The sequence below is a fragment of the Sphingobium sp. FW305-3-2-15-F-TSA7 genome (genome assembly GCF_058787155.1).
Window position 1 is genome coordinate 1 of sequence record NZ_JBYSZM010000037.1, and the last position, 23,131, is coordinate 23,131.

Genomic DNA, 23,131 nt, shown 5'->3' on the forward strand with positions numbered 1-23,131 from the left:
TATCCCGCCCCACCCTTCGCCCAGCCATCCACCGCCGCGTCCATCACCGACATCGGCATCGGCCCTGCGGTCAGCACCAGATCGTGGAAAGCCCGCAGGTCGAAACGCGTACCCATCGCCCTGCGTGCTCGTTCACGCGCGGCATGGATCGCATTTGCCCCCACCTTGAAGCTGCACGCCTGCCCCGGATAAACCGAATAGCGCGTCACCTCGCGATCGGTCGCTTCGCGCTGCTCGCCGACATTATCGACCATCCAGGCCACCGCCTGCGCCTTGGTCCAGCGATGATGGTGCAGGCCGGTATCGACGACGATGCGCGCGGCGCGGAACAGTTCGGACTGGAGATAGCCGATCCGGCCGAACGGATCCCCGGCATAGACGCCGAGTTCATCCGCCACTTGCTGGGCATAAAGCGCCCAGCCCTCGGTATAGGCGGAGAAGCGCACGATCCTGCGGAACAGCGGCAGCGCCGGTGCGCGCCGCAGCACGCTATATTGGAAATGATGCCCCGGAATGCCTTCGTGATGCGTCAGCGTCGGCAGGCGCCAGGTGACATGTTCGCCCGGCGTCTTCAGGTTGAGCGAATAGATGCCGGGCTGGCCCGGTGCGCCCTCCGAGTAGAAGGCGCCAGGTGCGCCGGCCTCGATCGCCGGCGGAATGCGGCGCACCACGATCGGGTCGACGGCGGTGATGCCGAACGCACCGGGCAGCAATTTGGTGACGGCGTCGAGATGCCCCTTCGCCAGCGCGATCAACTGTTCGCGACCGCCATCGTCGGGAGCCACGCGGAACCGTGGATCCGCATTGAGCGCGCCGATCCGCGCCATCACGCTACCCTTGGAAAGACCCTGCTTCTTCAGCAAAATGTCGATCTGCGCGAGCAGTGCCTTGCATTGCTCCAGCCCGATGCGGTGCAGTTCAGCCGGCGGCGTATCGACGGTCGTGTTGGACCGGACCGATGCGGCATAATAGGCGTCGCCATCGGGCAGCTTCCACACGCCGGCGCGATCATCGGCCTTGGCCGCCAGCGCCTTCAGCGCCGCCGCCTGCCGTTCGAGCGCGGGGGCGACGGCGGAGCGGAACGCATCCGATGCCCGCGCCGACCAGTCCCCCATTCCCTTTTCCGCGATCCGCTTCAGCGCCGGCGCCAGCAGCGCGGAGCCGAGCGGATCGCCGTCGCGCAGCCCTTCGATCTGGGCAACGGTGCGCGCGATCACGAAATCGGGCGGGATCACGCCGATGCCGGCGTCGTGGCGGATGCGGTCGGTTTCCTGGTCGACCGCGACCGCCAATGCCGATACCCGCGACAGCCAGGCATCGGCGTCGGCCCGGCTCTCGATCGGATGGCGCGTGCCGATGAAATCGGGCAGCCAGTAATAAGCGCCGTTCATCTGACTGACGACATAGGGGCTCGGGCGCAGATTGCCGTCGACAAAGCCATAACGCCCGAGCAGATCATCGAGCGTCTCATAGACATAGCGGGCGACACGCAGGTCGAGCGCGGCGCGCGAAGAAAGCGCGGCGGCATCGACACCACCCAATTCGCTCAGCGCCGTACGGATCGCGGCCCGGTCGTCCGATCGCGCCGCCAGCGAACGATCGTCGAGCCGGCTGCGCAGCGCCGCATTGGGCCCGATATCGAAATCATTGGCGGTCGCTTCCTCGGGTGACCGGCGAAGATAAGCCTCGCTATGCCGCTGGAGCAGCGCCGCGCATGCCGCATCGGCCGATCCCGCCGCAACTGCCGGCCGAACTGCCAGACCGGCCAGAACGGTCGCCGCCGTCCCTTCGAGAAACCGACGGCGATCCATCACACTCTCCACTGCTACGATATCAAGGCCTTGTCGGCCGCTCCCGAGATCAGAACTTATACCCCACGCTGACGCCGAAAGTCCGGAAAGACGGTTCGACCTGAACGCCGCTGTAGAATGCCTTTTCATAGGCATTGGCGAAATATTTCGCGTCGAACAAATTCTCCACATAGACGACGGCCCGGAACGCATCGGTTTCCACGCCCGCACGCAAATTCACATTGTGATAGCTGGGCGAGATGAAGGGATAGACCGGATAGCGATAGGCATAGGGATTGGAGATCATCGCATCGCGGAAATTCCATTCCGCCCGCAGGAAGCCCTCGAACGCGCCGGAGATCGGCACATTATACTGCGCCTGCGCACCCAATGACCATTTTGGCGCATTGACCAGCGCCTTGCCGGTCACGTCGATCACCACGCCGTCGATCAGCGCGTTCGGATAATCCTTGAAGCGCGTCTTGTTGTAGCCGACCTGGCCGCTCAGCTTGAACTGCTGGGTGATACGCGCGTCGAAGCTTGCTTCCACGCCATAGCTTTCCGCCGCCGCCGCATTGGCGATGCCGCTCACGCCGCGCAGCAACCCGGTGACCGGATCGATATATTGGAAACGGATCGTCTGCTGGACGTCCTTCCAGTCCATATAGAAACCGGTGATGTCGACGCGCAGCTTGCCGTCGAGCAGGTCGAACTTGGTGCCGAGCTCGTAATCCCACAGAGTCTCGGGCTTGAATTCATTGAGAAGATTGACGTTGTTGCTCGTTTGCGTGCCGCCGGACTTGAATCCGCGTGATGCCGTCGCGAAGATCATCCAGTCGGGATTCATCTTGTAGCTGAGCGTGAGCTTGGGCGAGACGTCGTCGAACTTGGCGATACGATTGTTGACGCCCGTCAGGATGGTGTTGGAACGCGTGACCGAATTGTTCTTGGTGGTCTCGCGCGAATAGCGCAGGCCGACGGTCGCGGCGAAGGCGTCGGTGATGTTGAACGTGCCCTGGCCGAACACCGCCCAATAATCGGACGAGCTCTTGCCGTCGGCGCCCGTCACTTCCAGCCCCGAACAATTGCCGGCTTGTGCCGCCGGGCAGATCGGGCTCGCCGCGCCGTGATAGGTCGACTGGTCGGAAACGCCCGTATCGCGGCCCGCCGAAATGCCGACGCTCCAGTCGAGGAAATTCTTGCCGGTCGACTGGACACGCAGTTCGCCGCTGGTGGATTCGCGCTTGAGCAGCAGATCCTCGTAGAAATAGTCGCGGCTGCCACCATCGACATCGCCATAATTGAACAATGTCGATTTGAGCTTGCCGAGCACGCCGGTCACCGAAACCGTACCGATGTCCCAGACCGCACGGCCGCTGAGATATTCGAAGGTGCTGCCCACACGCTGCGGGCGATTGAAGTTCACGCGATTGTCGTTGGTTGGGAAGAAGCCAACGCCGTCGGGATTGCCGATCATGCCTGCGGTCCTGCCGTAATAGACTGACGCCCAGGTCGATGTGACGAAGCCGGTCGGCACGCCGTTGCGCATGCCCAGCGTCTCGTCCGAATAATTATATGTGACGTCGAGCGTCAGATTGGGCGTCGGCGTCAGCCGCCCCTGGATGCGATAAGTGTAATATTCACTGTCATTGCCGCCACCGATCGAATTGATATTCTTGATATATCCGTCGGATTTTTCGTATTTTCCGGATGCGCGGATGGCGAGCAGCCCGTCGATCACGGGCACGTTGATCACGCCCTCGCCCCGGAAGGTCTCATAGCTCGAATAGCCCAGCTCGACGCTGCCTTCGAACCGGTTCACCGGCTTCTTGGTGATCACGTTGATCGCGCCGCCCACCGAGTTGCGGCCGAAATAAGTGCCCTGCGGCCCGCGCAGCACTTCGATCCGCTCCAGGTCGACGATCTGCGGATTGCTGGTGCCCGCCGCGACGTTGAACTCGTCGATGTAAAAGGCATAGGTCGCCTGGCGGACATCGGCATAAGGATTGAGCTGGTTGGAGATGCCACGGATCGACAGATCCTTGCGGTCGCGCGAACCGTTGCTCTGGAAACTCACATTGGGGGTCAGCGCGAAATAATCCTCGACGCTCTGCACATTCTGGTCCTGCAGCGTCTCGGCGGTGACCGCGGTGATCGCGATCGGCACATCCTGCAGGCTCTGCTCGCGGCGCTGCGCGGTCACGATAATGTCGTCGCCGGCCGGTGCCGCCGTTTCGCCCGCGGGCCGTTCCTGGGCCGCCGCCGGCGTGGCGACGATCGCCGCGGCAAGCACCGCCAATGCCGCATGGCCCACCAGGTGGCTGCGTCGATATCGTCCGATTGTCTCGCTCTTCATGTCAAAACCCCCTCGTCAGCCGGTGGCCATTGCCATCGGCTCGATGTTTTCAAACCTCTCCGGTGCGACCGCTCTCAGGCGGTCATTTCGTCCAGCATTGCGGGTCGAGCGGTCCCTTCTTGGGATCCAGCTCGCTCCGCACGAGGACGATGGAGGCGATCTTGCCGTCTCTCAGCACCGCATGTCCGGCCGCCAGCGAGCAGCCGACCTTGCCGTTCCGACGCGATCGGATGACATGATAGGTGTAGATCATGCCGTCCTTTTCGAAGACGTCCTTGAACGGCACGACGATCTCGACATCGCCGCCGCCGGACTGGATCCGCTGAAAATGCGTCGCCCACTGGTCGACGCCGTTGATCGCGGTCCGGCCTTCGAGCACCAGCGTGGCGTCGGGCGTGAAGAATTTGGAGAAATTCTTCGCCGTATAGGCGCCGGGCGTCTTGAAGGCCTGGTTCCACCAGACGAACATCTGTGAAAGCATGTCTGTCGCCGGGCGTTCGGCGATGGCGGGTGACGCAGTGGCCAGGCTGAAGGCGGCCGCGAGCACACACGCCAGGATCGGTTTCTTCGTCATGGACCCCCCTGATCTGATCTTTCGAAGGGTCTTATGTCCCCTCGTTGCGGAAATGAGTGTCCGTCAGTTGCATTGTTGTTGCAACGACATTGCAAACTCACATTCGTTGCGTTGAACGCAAAATAACCGAAATCACCGATCGATCTTTGCGTTCGGCGGAACGGTGGCGTCGTTGCGGATCACCTTGCCGCCCTTCATCACGAAACCGATGGTGCGCAGCGCGCGGATATCGCGGCCGGGATCGGCATCGACGGCGACGATGTCGGCATAATAGCCGGGCTTGAGCTGGCCGACCTCCTTGTCGACGCCCAGCATCCGTGCGGGCTCCACCGTGGCGGCACGCAATGCCTGGGCTGCGGTCATGCCCGCATCGACATAGAGTTCCGCCTCCCGAACTGTGGCCGTCGTTCCCTCATTGGGTTCCCAGGGATATTGATCGGTGCCCAGTGCGATATCGACACCGGCCGAGATCGCGTCGCGCAGCGCCTTGAAATGCGCCTTGCCCACCGAATCCACCCGCGCCAGATACCAGTCGGGCGATCCGATCTTGGCATAGAAGGCGCGCGCGCCGCTCTGGCTGACGACGATGGTCGGCACATACCAGACACCCTTGGCCTTCATTTTGGCGAAGACCTGCGGCGTCAGGAAATAGCCATGCTCGAAACAGTCGATGCCTGCGTCGATCGCCGCATCGGATGCGATCGGCGAGCCGGTATGGCCGGTCACTTTCACCCCGTTGCGGTGCGCGACCTCGATCGCGGTCTTCAACTCCTCGTCGGTGAAGGGTGATGCGCCGATATCGCCATGCGTGTCGGAAATACCGCCCGATATGCCGATCTTGATCCAGGTCGCGCCGCGTTTCACCTGTTCGCGCACCGCCTTGGCGAAGGCGGCGGGACCATCGACCTCGGTCTTGCCATGGCCACCGGTCGCAACGATCGAAGAGCCGGCGCTATGGATGCGCGGTCCGTCGAAGGTCCCCGCGTCGATCGCCTTCTTGACCGTGAAATCCACACCGGCATCCGATCCGGTCAGGCGGATGGTGGTGACGCCCGACCAGAGCGATTTGCGGGCGTTGTCGAGCGTGCGCAGCGCCATCGAATCCGGCGTTTCGTTGTGGATACGTGCAGCGCCGGGCAGGTTGAGCGCCAGATGGACATGCATGTTCATCAGTCCCGGGATCAGCCATTTGCCGTGCATCGGCACGATCTTCGCGTCCGCGGGAACCGGCGTGCTCGCGACCGGGCCGATCGCGGTGATGCGCTCGCCGTCGACAAGCACGACCGCGTCGCGCAGCGGCGCCTTTCCGGTCAGGTCGACGACATTGCCGCCGACCAATGCGGTCACCTGCGCCAGCGCGGGCGACGCGGCGAGCATCGATACCAGCGCCGTTGCAGCGAGCATTGCGTGCTTCATGACCAACCCCTTCCCTGTCGTCGGATCAGCGCGATATGGTCGCGGGATCGGTATCGTTGCGGTAGATCGCGCCGCCCTTCATCACGAAGCCGATCGTGCGCAGCGCGGCGATGTCGCGCACCGGATCGGCGGAAACGGCGACGATGTCGGCATATTGCCCCGGCACGATGCGGCCGACCTGCTTGTCGATACCCAGCATCTTCGCGGGCTGGATCGTCGCGGCCTGCAGCGCCTGAAGCGGGGTCATGCCCGCCTTCACGTACAGCTCCGCCTCGGCCACGGTCGCAGTGGTGCCGCCATTGGGCTCGAACGGGAACTGGTCGGTGCCGAGCGCCACGTTCACGCCCATGCGGATCGCCTTCTGCAAGACTGCCCAATGGTCCTTGCCCGTCGATGCGACGCGCTCCAGATACCAGTCGGGCGATCCGATCTTCTTGTAGAATTCATAGGCGCCGGGCTGACTGACGACGATGGTCGGGACCAGCCAGACGCCCTGTGCCTTCATCTTGGTCAGCACTTCATCGTTCAGATGATAGCCGTGCTCGAAACAGTCGATGCCGAAGCGCAGCGCCTGGAGTGCGGCCTCCGAAGACCCGTTATGCGCCGTCACCTTCACGCCGTTGCGATGCGCCACCTCGATCACCGTCGACATTTCCGCATCGGTCATCGGCGCCGCCGCGATGCTGCCATGCGTGTCGGAAATGCCGCCCGAAATCGCGATCTTGATCCAACTCGCGCCGCGCTTGATCTGCTCGCGCACCACTTTGGAGAATTCGGCGGGGCCGTCGGCCTCCAGCGAACCATGGCCACCCGTCGGCACGATCAGTTCGCCGGCGGATTCGATCCGTGGGCCGACCGCCTGCCCCTTCGCGATCGCGCGCTTCAGCATGAAATCGATGCCATGATCCTCGGCGGTCAGGCGCACCGTCGTCACGCCGGCCAACAGGCTGCGGCGCGCATTGTCGGCCATGCGCAGCGCTTCCTCGCCATCCTTCTCCTCGAGCAGTTCGGCGCCCGCGGCGCCGGGCAGTTTCAGCCCGAAATGGACATGCATGTTCATCAGGCCCGGGATCAGCCACTTGCCCTGCATCGGCACGACCTTCGCGCCGGCAGGAACGCTGACCGAAGCAGAGGGGCCGACCTGGAGGATGCGATCGCCCTGGACGATCACCGTCGCATCCTCGATCGGCTTGCCGCCGTCGATCGCGACGACTGTCGCGCCGACCAGCGCGGTGGTCGCGGGTGCCTGCTGCGCTGTAGCGGTTCCCGCCATAGCGATCGATGCCGCAGCCGCGACGGTCCAGTGCCGAAATCTCATGATGAAACCCTCCCTCCGGTTCTGACCGGTGTCTTTTCCAGACTGCGGGAAAGGCGGGAGAAAACAATGTGCAAAGTGACGCAAACTCTTTGCGTAAAACGCAACGCAAACTCAAATTCGCATCAAAAAAAGCAAGGATTGAGGCTGAGAATGACGGAAAACTGCGGCCCCATCCATATATTTGCCGCCACGTCCGTCCGGCGCGCGGCAGTTGCATTCTCGCCATGGCGCGACACCATCGGGTGAAGCGAAATAAGGGGCAACCGATGATCGACGGGCGAGGCATTGTATCGCGGCGACTGATGCTGGGGATGTTGGCGGCGACGGCAATGACGCCCGTTCTTCCGGCTTTTGCCCAGGCGGACAGCGCCGCGACGCGTCTTCGTGCCCTGCTCGAACGCAGCGAGGCCGCCGATGCCGCGCTCGATCCGATGGGATCGGTGCGCAAGGGCAAGGCGAATGCCGGCCCCCTCTTCGTCGACCCGCTGAGCGACGGCTATGCCCGGACACTCGGCGCCAACAAGCGGCGCGACCTTGCCGAACTCGCCGCGATCCCGCGCGACGCGCTCGGCCCGGTCGATCGGATCGCTTATGATGTGTTCGACTATCGGACACGCCAGACGATCGAACAGTTCGACACCGGCCTGTTCGACGTCCAGCGCAAGGCGCCGCTCAATCCGTCTTTCGGCCTGCAGGTCGAATTTCCCGACTTCGTTTCCAGCGGCGCGGCGCCCTTTGCCGATATCGGCGATTATGAGAACGGCTTGAAGCGCCTCGACGGCTTCGCCGGCTATCTGGAGAACAGCGTCGCCTGGCTGAAGCGCGGGCTTGCCGATGGCTATGTCCAGCCCAGGATCATCGTGACCAACATTTTGGCGCAGGTGGACGCCATGCTGGCGCTGCCGGTCGAGAACAGCCCATTCTATGCCGGTGTGCGTCGCATGCCCGAAAGCATCGCCGCGGCGGATCGGGATCGCCTCGCCGCCGCCTATCGCGCGAAGATCGCCGGCCCCGTCTATTCCGGCTACCGGCTCTGGCAGAGCTATCTGCGCGACATTTATCTGCCCAAGGCGCTCGAAGCGCCGGGCTTGTGGGCGATGAAGGACGGTGCGGCGCTTTATGGCTGGGATCTCGCACGGCACACGACGACGCGGCGCAGTGCCGCGGACATCCATGCGCTCGGCCTTTCCGAAGTCGCGCGGATCCGTGCCGCGATGGAGGATGTCCGCGCGAGGATCGGCTTCAAGGGCGACCTGAAAGCCTTTTTCGAACATGTCCGCACCGATCCCGGATATTATTACAAGACACCCGACGAGCTGCTTGCGCGCTTCGAGGCGATCGAGGCGAAGATCTGGCCGGGCATTCCCAGGCTGTTCCACGAGCGGCCCAAAGCCCCGTTCGAGGTCCGCCCGCTGCCCGCGCTCGGAGACCAGCGCGGCACCGGCTATTATCGCCCCGGCCCGCCCGATGGGGTCTCCCCAGGCATATTGTTCTTCAACATGTCGATGCTCAACACCCGCCCGATCCCGACGCTCGAAACGCTGACTTTGCACGAGGGCATTCCCGGCCATCATTTCCAGATCACGCTGGCGCGCGAGAATGAAAAGCTGCCGCCACTGCTGCGCTACGGATCGTCAACCGCCTTTTCCGAAGGCTGGGGACTCTATGCCGAATCGCTGGGCCCCGAACTCGGCATGTTCGGCGATCCGATGCAGTTGTTCGGCCATCTCGATATGGAGATGCTGCGCGCGGTGCGGCTGGTGGTCGATACCGGCATCCACGCCATGCGCTGGGATCGGCAGCGCGCGATCGACTATATGCTCGACAACACCTCGATGGCGGCGCGCGACGTCGCGGTCGAGATCGACCGCTATATCGCCTATCCCGGCCAGGCCTGCGCCTACAAGATCGGCGAGCTCAAATTCCGCCAGCTTCGCGAAGAGGCCAAGGCGAAGCTGGGTGCGGCGTTCGATATCCGCGACTATCATCATCAGGCCATCGGCACCGGCGCATTGCCGATGGACGTACTCGACGCGAAGATCCGGCGATGGATCGATGCAGGCGGCGGCAAGGGGTGAGCCCGGCCCGTGAAAATGAGGATTCCCGAATGACACCCCCCGCAGAAACCCCGCCCCGCCGCCGGCCGCATCGCTGGCTGCTGCTGATCCCGTTCATCTGGCAGGTCGGCATGGTTCCCTTCGTCAACGATATTGCCTGGCGGCCATTTTCGCTGCCTTTCCCGATGGTCTGGCAGATGGTGGGCATCGTCATCGCCTCGATCGTCATCGCGATCGTGTTCGCGATCGACAAACGCCATCCCGAATTTCCGGAAACCGGGTACGACGCGGTGGAGGACAGGCATTGATCCTCGCGCTCACACTCTCGATCGTGCTCGGCACCATGGCGGGCGCGCTGCTCTACAGTCGTCGTCAGGCGCGGGCACGCACCCTGGCGGACTGGGCGGTCGGCGGGCGCCGTTTCGGCGTGCTCATCTTCTGGTTCCTCAATGCCGGAGAGATCTACACCACCTTCGCCGTTCTCGGCATTTCGGGTTTCGCCTGGGCACATGGCGCCCCCGCCTATCTCGCCTTCACCTCGGTCTCGCTGTCGGCGACGCTCGGTTATTGGCTGATGCCGCGCATCTGGGATGTCGGACGCCGGCGCGGGCTGGTGACCCAGGCCGATTTCTTCGCCGATCATTACCGTGCGACCTGGCTGGGCGTCGTCGTCGGCATCGCCGGCATCGCGGCGCTGGTCGTCTATGTCCAGATCCAGATCGTCGCATTGAGCCTGATCGTCAGGCTGACATTGGGGCCGGAGGTTTCGCCGCTGTCGGCGGCACTGATCGCCGCCGCGGTGATGCTTGCCTTCGTCTATTTCGCCGGACTGCGTTCCGCCGCTTTCGCGGCCGGCGTGAAGGACGTGCTGATGCTGCTGGTCGTCGCCGGGCTATGCCTGACCGTCGCGAGCAAGGTCGGCGCGTCGTCCATGCTCGACGTCTACCGGCTGACGCAGGACACCCATCCGGGCATCGGCAGCTTTCCGGGGCTTCAGCCCGACGCCGGCATGTCGACGACCTGGCTGATGACCGCGGCGCTCAACGTCGCGCTGGGCAACTGGATCCTGCCACATATGTTCCAGCTTTGCTTCTCTGCCGGAAGCGAGGCGACGATCCGCCGCAACGCGATCTGGCAACCGATCTACTCGCTCTCCTATTTCTTCATCATCCTGATGGGCTTTGCCGCGCTTCTGGCGGGAACCGTGCCCGAGGGTGGCGATACCAATGCGGTGCTGCTCCAGTTCGTGGCGGACCGCTATCCGCCATGGGCGATCGGCATCTTCGCCGGCACTGCCTGCCTGCTCGCGCTGGTGCCGGGTTCGGTGCTGCTGCTGACCGCCGGATCGATCTTCAGCCGCAACGTCGTGCTGCCGCTGAGACCGGCTATGAGCGATCGTGCCGGGCTGCTGGTGTCGCGCGGCGCGATGATCGTGTTCGCCGGGATCGCGATCTGGCTTACCCTGGGCGGCTCCAGGTCGCTCGTCGAGATCGGCCTGTCGGCCTATGCCGCGATCGGCATGCTCGCGCCGGGCGTCTATTTCGCCTTTCTGTGGAAACGCGCGCACGCCGCCGGCATTTTCGCGGGCATCGTCGCGGGATATCTCGCATTGCTGCTGCCCCAGGCACAGGCGCTGTGGAATGAAATCCTGCCGCAATGGGATCACGGCCTGATCGCGATGGCGATCGACGCCGCGGTGGCGGCTGCGGTCTGCCTGGCCTGGCCGCGCCAGACACTGGCGCGTGAGCCGCAAATCGCCTGATGGCCGAGTCGGTTATACCCAGGTCTTCAGTTTCGCTTCCAGGATAGCGAGCAACCGCGCCGGTGCGCCTTCCAGCTGCCGGCCAAGCCGATGGATCAGGCTGACGGTGCTGTGCTCCAGCTCGTCGTCGAGCAATGGGCGCGCGACCAGCGAGCCTTCCTCGAGCTCGGCCAGCACCGAGATGCGCGGCAGGATGGTGAGTGCGCGTCCGGCCTTGGCGATCTCGCGCATCATCTGGATCGACGTCGTCACCAGCCGCGGCTCCAGCCAGACATGCGCGCGCTTCTGCGCGTCGTTGAGCGTGCTGCGGATGCGGAAACCGCGCGGTGGCAGGCAAAGCTCATAGTCCTTCAGGTCGGCGATGGTCAGCGCTTCCTTTGCCGCTGCGGGGTGCTGGGGCGCGCACAGCACCACCAGCGGCTGCGCAACCGCGGTGCGCGTGCGGATCTTGGGTTCGCTGGTCGTGTGCAGGATCATGCCGATATGCGCTTCGTCATCGAGCACCATGCGCACGATCTCCGAACTGGGGCAGCTCGTCACCGTGATGGCGATGCCGGGATTGCGGCGCTGGAATCCGTCGATCGTCCTCGTGAAGGGCGGTCCGAAAAAGCCCTCGCCGATTGCCAGGTCGATGCGGCCGGTCTTCACCTCGCGCAGTTCCTGAAGCTGGTTCATCAGCGCTTCACGGTCGGCGAGCTGGTTCTTGTGATATTCGAACGCCAATTGCCCCGCCTCGGTCAGCCGGATCGACCGGCGGCCGCGCTCGATCAGCGCGATACCCATCTCGTTTTCGAGCTGCGCGATCTGCCGGCTGATCGAGGAAACCGCGACGCCGATCTTATCGCTGGCCAGCCGCATCGATCCCAGGCTGGCGGCTTCGTAGAAATATTGAAGTGCGTTGTCCCACATCCGCGTGACGCTCCATCCTGCCCCAGGATTCCACCATGGCGACAGTGTTGCGTATTTCGCAACCAAATTCGCCTTTCGTTGCCCTTGCTGCCAATGCACCTTGCCGTATCGAAGCGTCCGGGGTCCATTGGACCACGCGTCGCAAGCAAGGGGGAAAGCCGATTTCAACCACCAAAAGATCGCGCGTCGACTGGCGCGGCTATATCCCTGCCATCACCACGCCGTTCGATCAGGCGCATGAACTCGATCTCGCCGCGCTTGGGCGGTTGCTCGAATGGCTGCATGCGGAGGGCATGCACGGGCTGCTGATCGCGGGCACCACTGGCGAATGGCCGAGCATGTCGGCGGCGGAGCGCAAGCGCCTGTTCGACGCGGCGGGCAATCAGCTTTCGGGCAAGCTCCATCTGCTGGCCGGGTGCAGCGCCTTCACCGCCAAGGAAGTGATCGACCTGGCCGAACAGGCCGCATCGAGCGGCTTCGACGGGATCATGGTGACGCCCCCACCCTATTTCTGCCCCTCTCCGTCGGAGATACTGGGGTTCTATTCGGACATCTCCAACGCCTCGCCACTGCCGATCTGCGTCTATAACTGGCCACCGGGCACCGGGATCGACATGTCGCTCGATCTGCTGGAGCAGTTGGCCGATCTCGAGAATGTCGTCGCGATCAAGCAGTCGACGGGCGATCTCCGCCGTTTCGTGAAGACCTTCTTCGCCTTGAACGAGCGCGTCCGCGTCTTCGGCCATTCGATGGACGAGCATGGCCTGGCGTTGCTCCAGGCGCGGGGCGGCGACGGCACGATGGGCGCGGGCGGCGTGCTCGGCCGTATCCATCCCGATTTCTACAACCATCTCTGGGCGGGCGACATCGACGCGGCACGCGAATGCGGCCGCAAGGATCGCGTGATCCTCGATGAATGGTACACCTCCGATCTGGTCGGCCGTTTCGGCTCGGGACCGGCGATCCTCAAGGCCGCGCTCAACGTCCAGGGTCTGCCCGGCGGCCATGTCCGCCCGCCGCTGCAGGACGTCTCGGTCGAGGACATGGATCGAATCAGGGAGACTTTGGTCGCGCTCGGGCGCATCTAGCTTTTATGAGGCGGGTGGACGTGGCGATCGTGGGTGGCGGGCTGGTTGGCTGCGCGACCGCATGGCGCCTCGCCGCGGCCGGCGCCTCAGTCGAACTGGTCGAGGCAACCGACATCAACGCCGGCGCATCGGGCCAGAATGCCGGGTCGCTGCATTTCCAGATCGAGCGCCGCTTCCTCGAGAATGGCGAGGCGCTGGCGGAGCAGGCCGCCGATATCGTCGCGCTCAGCCGGATCGCGGTCGAGGATTGGCGCGGGCTCGAGACCGCGCTGGGCGCCGATCTCCATGTCTCGATACAGGGCGGGCTGATGGTTGCGGAGACGCCCGATCAGGTCGCGCTGCTCGAACGCAAGGCGGTGCGCGAACAGGCCGAGGGATTGAAGGTCCGCACGATCGATGGCGACGCGGCGCGAGCAATTGCCCCTTATCTGTCGCCCTCGGTTCTGGCCGCCAATCACAGCGGCGACGAGGGTCATGCCGATCCGCGCACGGTCACCCCTGCACTGGCCGCCGCGGCCCGCTCGGCCGGCGCGACGATCCGGACACAAAGCGCAGTGCGTTCGATCGATCGCCGGGCAGGTGGCGGTTTTTCCGTCACCGGCGACGGTTTTTCGCTGCATACTGATCAGATCCTGATCGCGGCCGGTGCCTGGACGACGGCGCTGTGTGCGCTCGCCAATCTCCATATGCCGCTTTATCCGGTCGCGCTGCTGATGAACGCCACCGAGCGGACTGCGCCGATGGTGCCGCATCTCGTCCAGCATGTCGGGCGCCGGCTGTCGCTCAAGCAGACCCATGCCGGCAATCTGCTGATCGGCGGCGGATGGCCGTCGCGGCTGGCGCAATCGCCGGGCGGCGGCTTCGACCTGTCGCGCCGTGCGACGATGATCCCGGACTCGCTGTCGGGCAATCTGCGCACCGCGATCGATGTCGTTCCCGGCCTGGCGCGGCTCAACCTGATCCGGAGCTGGACGGGCGTCACCGCCATTTCCGCCGACCAGCTGCCGATCGTCGGGCAAGTGCCGCGCATGCCGGGCCTTTGGGTCGCGGCCGGCGGCTCCGCCTTCACGCTCGGCCCGACCTTCGCGCGGCTGATCGCGGCCGCGATGGCGGGCGAGTCCGCCGATGCCCTCGCCATCGTCTCGCCCGCCCGCTTCGAGCATCTCAACGGGTTCATGGGATGAGCGGTTCGCGCATCTCCGGCGAAACGCGCGGCGCGGCGATCGCGATCGTCGTCGACGGCGCGTCTGTTCCCGCCTTTACCGGGGAAACGCTCGCGGCAGCGATGCTCGCCGCCGACCGGACGGCCTTTCGGCGCGACACGCACGGTGCGCCGCGCGGACTGTTCTGCAACATGGGCAGCTGCTCCGAATGCCTGGTCACGCGCGTCACCGACGGACGGCGCATCCGCGCCTGCCTGACCGAAGCGATCGACGGGCTGGAGATCCGCACCGATGGCTGACATGCTCGATGTCGCGATCGTCGGCGGCGGCCCGGCCGGCCAGGCAGCGGCGCTCGCGCTCGCCGGCCGGGGGCTCGACATCGCCATCCTCGACGAGCAGCCTCGGCCCGGCGGCCAGATCCTGCGCCAGCCGCCCACTGCCTTCACGGTTCGCAACTGGCTGCAGGGGCGCGGCTATGCACCGCTCAAACGGCTGCTCGCACGGTTCGAGGCACTTGAGGACGTCACCTGGTTCGGTGGTCATTCAGTGCTAGACCTATCCGCTACGGCCGCTGGCCATGATCTGCTCGCCACAACCGGAAATGGCGTGCGTCAAATCGCCGCGCGCCATGTGCTGATCGCGACAGGCTGCCAGGATCTCGCCGTCCCCCTCCCCGGCTGGACATTGCCCGGGGTCCAGCCTGCAGGCGGTATTCAGGCCTTCGTCAAAAGCCAGCGTCTTGTACCCGGCGAACGGATCCTGCTGGCCGGCACCCATCCATTGCAACTGATCGTCGCAGAGCAGATCGTTCGGGCCGGCGGCAGTGTCGCCGCGGTGCTGTTCGCGCAGCCGCGCGACGCGATGATCGCCACCGCGATCCGCCATCCGCTCGCAGTGCTCCGCCGGACCACCGATCTTGTCGCAGCCGCTTCCGCCATGGCGACGCTGCGGCGTGCCAAGGTAGCCATCCAGTTCGGTGCCGCACTGCATGCGATCATCGGTGATGACGCGGTGACTGGTGCGGCGACGTCGAACGGCATGATCGCCTGCGACACTGTCGGCCTGTGCTACGGTTTTGTGCCGCAATCGGCATTGCCGCGTATGGCGGGCGCGCAGATGCGTGCCGCGGGCCCTGCCGGCGGTTGGGCATGCACGCACGATCGGTGGATGCGCGCATCGGTGGCCTCACTCTCGGTCGCTGGGGAGACGATAGGCGTGGCCGGCGCGGCAGCGGCGGCGGCGAGCGGTGCGATCGCTGGGATCGGCATCGCGCTCGACCTGGGCCTCATCGCGGAGGGCGAAGCCGGACGCCGCGCCACGCCGTACCGCAAGTCTCTTGCCGGTCACCATGGCTTTGCCGCGATGCTCGACGCTGTCGCCGATCCCACGGACTATCTACCCGCACCCGACGCGGAAACGCTGCTTTGCCGCTGCGAGGATGTGGCGTTCGGCGCGGTGCATGACGCGATCCGACAAGGTGGTTCCGCCAATGCGATCAAGCTCGCCACACGCTGCGGCATGGGCGCGTGCCAGGGCCGTAATTGCGAGCCGATATTGCTGCGGCTGCTCGATGCGGCGGGTCGCCATGACGATCCCGGTTTCACCGCGCGTTTCCCCGCGCGTCCGGTCGCGATCGGCGATCTTGCCGCGCCCGATTGATCCATTGCGTTGCGGGCAACGATATTTGCGGGATCGTTGCGTTGCACGCGCAATCCATGCCCGACACATTGCACGGGTCATCCATCGGAGTTTGCCATGAGCGGAGCCCCCGAAAAGCCCAATTTCCTGTCGGTCGATCATATCTCATGGACCGTGCCCGACCTGGAGGCCGCGATCGCCTTCTATCGTGACGTGATCGGTGCAGAGGAACTGTTCCGCATGGGGCCGCTCGATGCCGCGGACATCCCCGTCGACGAACAGGGGCGCGACTGGATGGAGACGCATGTCGGCGTCAAAGGGGCCAGGCTGACGCTGGCGATGCTCAAGCTCACCGACAATCTCAACTTCCAGCTGGTCCAGTACGACAAGCCCGACGATCGCGGACAGACGCTGCCGCGCAACTGCGATCGCGGCGGCCATCATCTGGGGCTGAAGGTCGACGATGTCGACAAGGCGATCGCCTATCTGGCCGCCCATGGCTGCACGCCGCTCGAGACGATCCATATCGACGCCGGGCCGTTGGCGGGCAAGAAGAACGTCTATGTGCTCGACCCGTTCGGCCATCAGCTCGAAATCGTCGACTGACCATTTTTCCGGAGACCAAAACGCCATGACGAACAGCAAGATCAATCCCGCCGGCCTGTACGACGCGGTCGGTTACGGTTTCTCCCACGCGGCGCTCCAGGAAAGCGGCCGGACGCTGCATCTGGCGGGCCAGGTCGCATGGGACAAGGACTGCAATGTCGTCGGCGGCGATGACCTTGCCGCGCAGACGCGCCAGGCGCTCGCCAATTTGAAGACCGTGCTGGCCGAGGCCGGCGCGACCCCGGCGAATATCGTTCGGCTCAGGACCTATGTGGTGAACCACAGCCCCGACAAACTGGGGGTGGTGCTGCCCGAGATCGGCGCATTCTATGGCGATGCGACGCCAGCGCCCAACACCTTCCTCGGCGTCGCGGCACTCGCGCTGCCCGATTTCCTGATCGAGATCGAGGCAACCGCAGCGCTGGATTAAAAGGTCGCTCCCGATCGGGCGGATCGATGCGTCCGATTGTTACGAAGAGCTTGGTGTTTTGCGCGGAGTTCGTCAGGAAGCCTCGAACGCCCTGACGAACCATATCCGCCGCCTTTCGGCCCACCAAGAAGGACGACTATTGGAAACCATCACGATTGTCCTGCTGCTGCTGCTCGCCGTCATCCTGAGCGGCATATTCTCGCGCATGGTGCCTCTGCCTCTGCCGCGCCCCTTGTTCCAGATCGCGCTGGGCGCTCTGATCGGATTGGCCGCAGACTGGCGCGTGACGCTGGATCCGGAAATCTTCTTCCTTCTTTTCCTGCCGCCTTTGCTGTTTCTCGACGGCTGGCGCATCCCGCGCGAGGAACTGTTCAAGGATGGCAAGACCATCGTCGAACTGGCGCTCGGCCTGGTCGTGTTCACCGTCATCGGCATGGGATTCCTCATTCACTGGATGATCCCCGCCATGCCGCTGGCCGTGGCGTTCGCGCTGGCCGCGGTGGTGTCGCCGACCGATCCGATCGCGGTGTCGGCGATCGCCCAGCGCGTGCCGATCCCCAAGCGCATGATGCACATCCTGGAGGGCGAATCGCTGCTCAACGATGCGTCCGGCCTCGTCTGCCTGCGTTTCGCCATCGCGGCAGCGCTGACCGGCGCCTTTTCGGTTCAGGACGCCGCACTCAATTTCGCCTGGGTGGCCTTGGGCGGCATTGCAGTGGGCGCCGGTGTCACCTGGGCCGTGAGCCGGGCGAAGCAGTGGATATCGCGCCGCTATGGCGAGGAAGGCGGATCGCAGATCCTGATCAGCCTGCTCATTCCCTTCGGCGCCTATCTCATCGCCGAACACCTCCATTGTTCGGGCATCCTGGCGGCCGTCGCAGCAGGCCTCACAATGGGCTTCGTCGAGGCCCGCGGCGAGCTTGAGGCGGCGACACGGATCAGGCGCAACACCGTCTGGGACGTCATCCAGTTCACCGCGAACGGGATCATCTTCGTGCTGCTCGGCGAGCAATTGCCCGCGATCCTCGCCAGCTCGGCGGAGACGGTGCGCATGACCGGTCATCATGAACCATGGTGGCTGGCGATCTATGTCGTCACGATCAATCTGGGGCTTGCCGGCCTGCGTTTCCTCTGGGTCTGGCTGTCGTTCCGGATGACGCTGTTTCGGTCCGGTCAATGGCGCACCAAACCAAACTGGCGGATCGTCGCCGCCATGTCGTTCGCGGGCGTGCGCGGCGCGATCACATTGGCGGGCGTTCTCACCTTGCCGCTGGCGATGGACGACGGATCGGCCTTCCCGGCACGGGATCTTGCGATCTTCCTTGCCATGGGGGTCATCATCACCTCGCTGATCGTTGCCAGCATTGGATTGCCCTGGCTTCTCAACGGCCTCGAAATGCCGGCCGAGCATGACCTGCAGGCCATTGAGGACGCCGCCCGGATCAGGGCGGCGGAAGCCGCCATCGCCGAGATCGAGAAGGTTCAGCACAGCCTGGCCGAGGGGCGGAATGACGCCGACCTTTACGTCTCGGCGGCCGCCCGGCTCATGGACGCCTATCGCCAACGGATCGAAAGCCGCGCGGGCAATGCCGAGAGCAACGCCCTGGAGCGGCGATCCGAAGAGATCGAGCGAAACCTGCGCCTCGCCGCGCTGAAGGCCGAGCGCACCCAGATTTTCCGGATGGTTCGCAAGCGGGAGTTGGGCAGCGAACTTGCCCGCAAGCTGATCCGCGAACTCGACCTGCTCGAAGCGCGCTACGCCATGGCGACCTGAGCCCCTTATCGCGCCTTTGCCACGCTCCGGTTCGCACGGATGAAATCGACGATCGTATCGACCAGGCCCGGTGCCAGCGGAAGATCGGGGTTGGTGTAGGTGGCGTGGTTCGCCGCCGGATCGGCGGGCGCGACTTTCAGTACATGGTTCATGCCGTCGATCAACGCGACCTTGATACCGGGCCGGGCCTGCCCGAGCCGCTCGGCATCGGCGACCGCGGTCTGGAGGTCGGTGGTGCCCTGAACGACCAGGATCGGGCCGGGATAGGCGGTCGCCAATGCGGGCGGGTCGGCGGCGAGCATGGAGATCAGGAAGGGCTGGACGCTGGGACGAAAGATCGGCAGCAACCCGGGGTTCATGCCGTCCGCCGACACGGTTCGCCCCGCTTCCAGTTCGGCAAGGATACGCGTCGCTTCGTCGAGCATCGGCGCAAACGCTGGAAGCGATCGGAACTGCGCGCGCAAGATCTCCCCCAGCGGCCGGCCAACCGGAGAAACCAGGATCAGGCCGCAAATCCCCTCGCTCTCCTGTGCGGCGATCAGCGCGTGGAGCGTGCCTTCGCTATGACCCAGCAGCCAGACGCAGCGCGCGCCGGTGCGTTCGCGCAATGCCTTGGCCCAGGTGCGGGCATCGGCTGCATAGGTCTGTACGCGCAACGCGTTTTCCGATGTCATCGCCGCGGCGCTGGCGGCAATGCCGCGCTTGTCGACACGCAATGCGGGAATTCCGGCGCTTGAAAGCGCTTCGGCCAGCAATCGATAGGGCGCGGCGCTCACGCCGAGCGGGCTGTTGCCGTCGCGATCGGTTGGCCCCGAACCCGCCAGGATCAGCACCGCCACGCCGCCGGTCCCGGGCTTGGTTGGCGACAATAATGTGCCGTGAAGCTGCCCGGTTCCCTCGCCGACCGTCATGTCGGCCGGTGGTGCAACCGTGGCGGCGGCGGCGAGCATCGCCAAAGACGAGATCATCGACATCATATTTCCCTCCCGAAATCCGGCACAGCGGATTTGCCTGCAAGAATCATGATATCATAATTATATCACCATACGGTCCGCAAGCGGAATCGGAAGCGTGATCAGAAAGGCGGTTGTTCCGGAACGGCGGCGCCGTCGGTCCGAGGGTCGGAGGCACCGTAATGCACGGCCTTGCCGTCGCGTGTCTCAACGGCATTGCCGCGTCCCATGCCTTCGAAATAGCGCGGCCAGACCTTGATCTGGTGCCCCTGCCCATTCAGCGCCGCGACGGTCTCCGCCGGAATACCGTCCTCCATCCACAAACCGCAGCCTTCGAAATCGAGCTTTGTGAAGCGCGCGGCGTCGAGCGCACCCTGGATGTTCATGCCGAAATCGACGATGTTCGAGACGAACTGCGCATGCGCCTGGGCCTGGTTGAAGCCGCCCATGATGCCGAAGGCGATGTGGCGGTCGCCCTTTTCCATATAAGCCGGAATGATGGTGTGGAGCGGCCGCATCCGCGGGCGCAGCGAATTGGGGCGGCCGGGCTCGAGCGCGAAGCTCTTCCCGCGATTGTGGAGCGCGAAGCCGGTGCCGTCGGCGACGAGCCCGCCGCCAAAAGCGCTGGCGACGCTCTGGATCAGCGAGACCTGATTGCCCTCCTTGTCGACCACGGTGAGATAGGTCGTGTCGCTCGACTGTTTCGCCAGCGCCGCCTTGATGTCGGAGGGAAGCACATTGCACTGGGCGCGCTCGCCGATCGTCGCCGCGCGCTGTTTCGCCAATGTCTTGGAAAGCAAGGCCTCGACCGGGATCGTGCTGGCGCGCGGATCGCCGATGAATTGCTGGAGATCGGCATAGGCGAGTTTCTTCGCCTCGATCATCGCATGCAGCGCACGCTGGCTGTTATGCCCCCAGGAAGCGAGCGGAAAGGTCTCCATGATATTGAGCATCGACAGCGCCGCGATGCCCTGACCGTTGGGCGGCAGCTCGTAGATCTTCCAGCCGCGATAATCGGTGCTGATCGGCGTGACCCATTCGGGCTCGAAACTGGTCAGATCCTCGGCGGTCATGAAGCCGCCCAGCTTGCGCTGCAGCGCCAGCAACGCATCCGCGGTCGCACCGCGATAGAAACCGTCGCGGCCATTCCGGGCGATCCGGCGTAGCGATTCCGCCATGTCGGGATTGCGGACCAGATCGCCTACGGCCGGTGCCTGCCCGCCAGGCAGGAAGGCTTTGGCGAAAGCGGGATCGCCGGCAAAGGGCATGCCGGTGTTCTTCCAGTTCAGCGCGTCGTTCTCGGCAACGCCGAAGCCGTTTTCGGCCAGTGCGATGGCGGGCGCGAGGCTCTGGGCCAGCGGCAGCTTGCCCCAGCGTTTGGCCAGCATGTCCCAACCCGCGACCGTACCCGGCACAGTCACCTGATCGATGACCCGAAGCTTGTCGATCTTCCGCTTCTTTAGCGCGTCCAGGCTCATCGCCGCGGGCGTCCAGCCGCTGGCGTTCAGGCCGTAGACCTGCCTGGTCTTGGCGTCATAGACGATCGCGAACAGATCGCCGCCGATGCCGTTCATCATCGGCTCGATCACGCCCAGCGCCGCATTGGCGGCGATCGCGGCATCGACCGCGCTGCCACCCTTTGCGAGGATCGCGGCACCGGCCTGTGACGCCGCCACCTGACTGGTCGCGACGATGCCATATTGGGAGACGACCATCGATCGCGACTGGGTGCGTGCAGGCTGGCTGGGTGCTGGCCGTCCATCCGGCGGAAGCTGCGCCACAGCCGGCATCGTCGCAACAAGCGACACGATCGCCAACCCGCCTGCAAGCCACCGTTCCGCCATTTTACGGCCGCCGCCCATCACGCATCCTCCCGTTGAACCGGGGGCAATGCTAGGGCCGGCAACATCCTCGTCAAGATCGAATTTTCCATTTGGAAAATCCGCTGCGACGAGTCCTATTTGACGAGCAGGATGCGGCTGTTCGCGGGATACACCCATTCGAGGCCACGTTCGGTGACGACGCCGTCATCCTCCAGCGGGATCTTGATCTTGCGGCTGCCCCATTCGGGCACGACGGTGTAGACGAACAGCTCGACGGACAGGAAATTGCTCGGGCGGAGCTGATAGGTCATCCGCAACGGATTGAAGTCCGCCATCGATGGTCCCGATCCATGGCCGAAATCGCCGACCGAATGGCTGCCGATCACGACATCGGTCGCCTTGGGATCGTTGCCGGGATTGTCATAGCCCGGCGCGAGCACGAAACCGGGCGTTTCCGCGACCCGCTTGTTGACCGTCGCCAGCGCCTCTCCCGCGGTCACCCCGGGCCGGATGACATCCAGGATCATCCGACGGACCTGCAATGCGCGGTCGAAGGCGCGCTGGACGCCGGCGGGCGGCGCATTCTCGCCAGGCTTCAGCACATAGGCCATGCGCTTCATGTCGGTGTAGCTGAGCAGGTAATTGACGCCCCAGTCCATGGTGATCAGGTCGCCTGGCTGGATGACATGATCGCCGGACACCGGGCCGCGTTCGCCGGGACCGAGGATATAGACGCTGGGCAGACCGAACGAATTGCCCAGCCCTTCCTTGTGGAGCTGTTCCATCATCCACCAGGCGACGTCGCCGGTGGTGGTATGGCCGGGCTTGATGACTTCGTTGGACAGTGCGCGTTCGGCGATGGTGCGCGAATATTCGCCGGCTTTCGCAAAAGCCGCGATCTCCGTCCCGGTATGGCGAGATCGGAATTCGGAGACCAGTTTCTCGGCCGACACCAATCGCGCCGAGAGATCCGGGCCCAGCGCCCCGCGCAGCTTCTCATGAAGCGAATGGCTCAGTCCGTCGGCGGTACCGATCTCGGTCGCGACGTTGATGCCGATGCGCTTCGGCGCCCGCGCCTCGACAAAGGCGCGCAGCGTATCGGGCGACGCCTTGATGTCATAAAGCGGGCATTGGTCGAATGCGGCACCGCCGATGCCGAAACTGGCGCGCTCGATCCGGCCGCCGCCGCGATCGGTGAAGACATAATAGCCGATATCGCCGACATAACCGCCGCCGAGCATCTCGGCATTGGGGTCGGGATGCCCCTCCCGCATCGCGACGATCCACATGTCGATGCCGTTGCCACGCATCGCCTCGGGCAGGATCAGGTCGAACTTGTCCTTGCGGATCTGGCAGAGCTGGTCCCAGCGGCGCTTCGCTTCCTGTGCGGGAGCAGCCTGGGCCAAGGCGGCAAGCGCCAGCACGAACAACAGCGGCTTGCCGACGCGACGTGCCATCACAAACTCCCCCTATG

General features: G+C 64.6%; 19 protein-coding genes. 10 read left to right on the forward strand and 9 right to left on the reverse strand.

Annotated elements, in window-relative coordinates; genetic code table 11:
- From AC3WN8_RS24270 to AC3WN8_RS24290, 5 genes are all read right to left on the reverse strand, one after another.
- On the reverse strand, positions 1-1,811 hold a 1,811-nt coding region (locus AC3WN8_RS24270), incomplete at its 3' end, for a DUF885 domain-containing protein (protein ID WP_492672077.1).
- Between the two features lie 49 nt (positions 1,812-1,860).
- Positions 1,861-4,146 (reverse strand): TonB-dependent receptor, encoded by a 2,286-nt coding sequence (locus tag AC3WN8_RS24275; protein WP_492672078.1) that lies wholly within the window; start codon positions 4,144-4,146, stop codon positions 1,861-1,863.
- A gap of 82 nt (positions 4,147-4,228) precedes the next feature.
- Positions 4,229-4,720: an RNA-binding protein gene (locus AC3WN8_RS24280; RefSeq protein WP_492672079.1), complete on the reverse strand. Its 492-nt coding sequence runs from the start codon at positions 4,718-4,720 to the stop codon at positions 4,229-4,231.
- Positions 4,721-4,852: 132 nt separating this feature from the next.
- Positions 4,853-6,136 (reverse strand): amidohydrolase family protein, encoded by a 1,284-nt coding sequence (locus AC3WN8_RS24285; protein ID WP_492672080.1) that lies wholly within the window; start codon positions 6,134-6,136, stop codon positions 4,853-4,855.
- Between the two features lie 25 nt (positions 6,137-6,161).
- Positions 6,162-7,454 carry an amidohydrolase family protein gene (locus tag AC3WN8_RS24290; RefSeq protein WP_492672081.1) on the reverse strand — a complete coding sequence of 431 codons (1,293 nt, stop codon included), beginning with the start codon at positions 7,452-7,454 and terminating at the stop codon, positions 6,162-6,164.
- A 329-nt stretch (positions 7,455-7,783) separates the two neighbouring features.
- Between AC3WN8_RS24290 and AC3WN8_RS24295 the strand changes: the two genes are divergently transcribed.
- Genes AC3WN8_RS24295 through AC3WN8_RS24305 form a run of 3 tightly spaced genes read left to right on the forward strand, consistent with a single transcriptional unit; the run spans position 7,784 to position 11,273 of the window.
- Positions 7,784-9,532 (forward strand): DUF885 domain-containing protein, encoded by a 1,749-nt coding sequence (locus AC3WN8_RS24295; protein ID WP_492672082.1) that lies wholly within the window; start codon positions 7,784-7,786, stop codon positions 9,530-9,532.
- A gap of 29 nt (positions 9,533-9,561) precedes the next feature.
- Positions 9,562-9,819 (forward strand): DUF3311 domain-containing protein, encoded by a 258-nt coding sequence (locus tag AC3WN8_RS24300; protein ID WP_492672083.1) that lies wholly within the window; start codon positions 9,562-9,564, stop codon positions 9,817-9,819.
- Positions 9,816-11,273 carry a sodium:solute symporter family protein gene (locus tag AC3WN8_RS24305; RefSeq protein ID WP_492672084.1) on the forward strand — a complete coding sequence of 486 codons (1,458 nt, stop codon included), beginning with the start codon at positions 9,816-9,818 and terminating at the stop codon, positions 11,271-11,273. The genes AC3WN8_RS24300 and AC3WN8_RS24305 overlap by 4 nt, the downstream gene beginning before the upstream one ends.
- A gap of 12 nt (positions 11,274-11,285) precedes the next feature.
- Here AC3WN8_RS24305 and AC3WN8_RS24310 read toward each other — a convergent pair whose 3' ends face one another.
- Positions 11,286-12,182 carry a LysR family transcriptional regulator gene (locus tag AC3WN8_RS24310; RefSeq protein ID WP_492672085.1) on the reverse strand — a complete coding sequence of 299 codons (897 nt, stop codon included), beginning with the start codon at positions 12,180-12,182 and terminating at the stop codon, positions 11,286-11,288.
- A gap of 35 nt (positions 12,183-12,217) precedes the next feature.
- On the opposite strand from AC3WN8_RS24310, the gene AC3WN8_RS24315 reads away from it, so the two are divergent.
- The 7 genes from AC3WN8_RS24315 (at position 12,218) to AC3WN8_RS24345 (ending at position 18,881) form a co-directional block, all read left to right on the forward strand.
- Positions 12,218-13,270: a dihydrodipicolinate synthase family protein gene (locus AC3WN8_RS24315; RefSeq protein ID WP_492672086.1), complete on the forward strand. Its 1,053-nt coding sequence runs from the start codon at positions 12,218-12,220 to the stop codon at positions 13,268-13,270.
- Between the two features lie 20 nt (positions 13,271-13,290).
- The gene (locus AC3WN8_RS24320; RefSeq protein WP_492672087.1) at positions 13,291-14,454 is read left to right on the forward strand and encodes an NAD(P)/FAD-dependent oxidoreductase; all 1,164 of its coding nucleotides are present in this window, start codon (positions 13,291-13,293) and stop codon (positions 14,452-14,454) included.
- Complete coding sequence (locus AC3WN8_RS24325) at positions 14,451-14,732, forward strand: (2Fe-2S)-binding protein (RefSeq protein WP_492672088.1); 282 nt, start codon at positions 14,451-14,453, stop codon at positions 14,730-14,732. Before AC3WN8_RS24320 ends, AC3WN8_RS24325 begins: the two co-directional genes overlap by 4 nt.
- Complete coding sequence (locus tag AC3WN8_RS24330; RefSeq protein WP_492672089.1) at positions 14,725-16,092, forward strand: FAD/NAD(P)-dependent oxidoreductase; 1,368 nt, start codon at positions 14,725-14,727, stop codon at positions 16,090-16,092. Before AC3WN8_RS24325 ends, AC3WN8_RS24330 begins: the two co-directional genes overlap by 8 nt.
- Positions 16,093-16,188: 96 nt before the next feature.
- Positions 16,189-16,677: a VOC family protein gene (locus AC3WN8_RS24335; protein ID WP_492672090.1), complete on the forward strand. Its 489-nt coding sequence runs from the start codon at positions 16,189-16,191 to the stop codon at positions 16,675-16,677.
- A gap of 25 nt (positions 16,678-16,702) precedes the next feature.
- Positions 16,703-17,107, forward strand: a complete 405-nt coding sequence (locus AC3WN8_RS24340; RefSeq protein ID WP_492672091.1) for a RidA family protein — start codon at positions 16,703-16,705, stop codon at positions 17,105-17,107.
- A gap of 139 nt (positions 17,108-17,246) precedes the next feature.
- The gene (locus AC3WN8_RS24345; RefSeq protein WP_492672092.1) at positions 17,247-18,881 is read left to right on the forward strand and encodes a Na+/H+ antiporter; all 1,635 of its coding nucleotides are present in this window, start codon (positions 17,247-17,249) and stop codon (positions 18,879-18,881) included.
- Between the two features lie 5 nt (positions 18,882-18,886).
- On the opposite strand, the gene AC3WN8_RS24350 is transcribed toward AC3WN8_RS24345, so the two are convergent.
- From AC3WN8_RS24350 to AC3WN8_RS24360, 3 genes are all read right to left on the reverse strand, one after another.
- On the reverse strand, positions 18,887-19,858 hold the full coding sequence (locus AC3WN8_RS24350) for an alpha/beta hydrolase (protein ID WP_492672093.1): 972 nt from the start codon (positions 19,856-19,858) through the stop codon (positions 18,887-18,889).
- A 98-nt stretch (positions 19,859-19,956) separates the two neighbouring features.
- Positions 19,957-21,696 carry a gamma-glutamyltransferase gene (gene ggt / locus AC3WN8_RS24355; RefSeq protein WP_492672094.1) on the reverse strand — a complete coding sequence of 580 codons (1,740 nt, stop codon included), beginning with the start codon at positions 21,694-21,696 and terminating at the stop codon, positions 19,957-19,959.
- A 95-nt stretch (positions 21,697-21,791) separates the two neighbouring features.
- On the reverse strand, positions 21,792-23,114 hold the full coding sequence (locus AC3WN8_RS24360) for a M24 family metallopeptidase (RefSeq protein ID WP_492672095.1): 1,323 nt from the start codon (positions 23,112-23,114) through the stop codon (positions 21,792-21,794).
- Between the last annotated feature and the right edge of the window lie 17 nt (positions 23,115-23,131).

What these genes read in the sequence shown, in the direction of transcription:
- AC3WN8_RS24335 (WP_492672090.1), top strand. Translation starts at nt 16,189, where the DNA reads ATGAGCGGAGCCCCCGAAAAGCCCAATTTCCTGTCGGTCGATCATATC.
- AC3WN8_RS24285 (WP_492672080.1), bottom strand. Translation starts at nt 6,136, where the DNA reads ATGAAGCACGCAATGCTCGCTGCAACGGCGCTGGTATCGATGCTCGCC.
- AC3WN8_RS24350 (WP_492672093.1), bottom strand. Translation starts at nt 19,858, where the DNA reads ATGATGTCGATGATCTCGTCTTTGGCGATGCTCGCCGCCGCCGCCACG.
- AC3WN8_RS24310 (WP_492672085.1), bottom strand. Translation starts at nt 12,182, where the DNA reads ATGTGGGACAACGCACTTCAATATTTCTACGAAGCCGCCAGCCTGGGA.
- AC3WN8_RS24360 (WP_492672095.1), bottom strand. Translation starts at nt 23,114, where the DNA reads ATGGCACGTCGCGTCGGCAAGCCGCTGTTGTTCGTGCTGGCGCTTGCC.
- AC3WN8_RS24330 (WP_492672089.1), top strand. Translation starts at nt 14,725, where the DNA reads ATGGCTGACATGCTCGATGTCGCGATCGTCGGCGGCGGCCCGGCCGGC.
- AC3WN8_RS24280 (WP_492672079.1), bottom strand. Translation starts at nt 4,720, where the DNA reads ATGACGAAGAAACCGATCCTGGCGTGTGTGCTCGCGGCCGCCTTCAGC.
- AC3WN8_RS24315 (WP_492672086.1), top strand. Translation starts at nt 12,218, where the DNA reads ATGGCGACAGTGTTGCGTATTTCGCAACCAAATTCGCCTTTCGTTGCC.
- AC3WN8_RS24325 (WP_492672088.1), top strand. Translation starts at nt 14,451, where the DNA reads ATGAGCGGTTCGCGCATCTCCGGCGAAACGCGCGGCGCGGCGATCGCG.
- ggt (WP_492672094.1), bottom strand. Translation starts at nt 21,696, where the DNA reads ATGGGCGGCGGCCGTAAAATGGCGGAACGGTGGCTTGCAGGCGGGTTG.
- AC3WN8_RS24275 (WP_492672078.1), bottom strand. Translation starts at nt 4,146, where the DNA reads ATGAAGAGCGAGACAATCGGACGATATCGACGCAGCCACCTGGTGGGC.
- AC3WN8_RS24340 (WP_492672091.1), top strand. Translation starts at nt 16,703, where the DNA reads ATGACGAACAGCAAGATCAATCCCGCCGGCCTGTACGACGCGGTCGGT.
- AC3WN8_RS24295 (WP_492672082.1), top strand. Translation starts at nt 7,784, where the DNA reads ATGACGCCCGTTCTTCCGGCTTTTGCCCAGGCGGACAGCGCCGCGACG.
- AC3WN8_RS24300 (WP_492672083.1), top strand. Translation starts at nt 9,562, where the DNA reads ATGACACCCCCCGCAGAAACCCCGCCCCGCCGCCGGCCGCATCGCTGG.
- AC3WN8_RS24290 (WP_492672081.1), bottom strand. Translation starts at nt 7,454, where the DNA reads ATGAGATTTCGGCACTGGACCGTCGCGGCTGCGGCATCGATCGCTATG.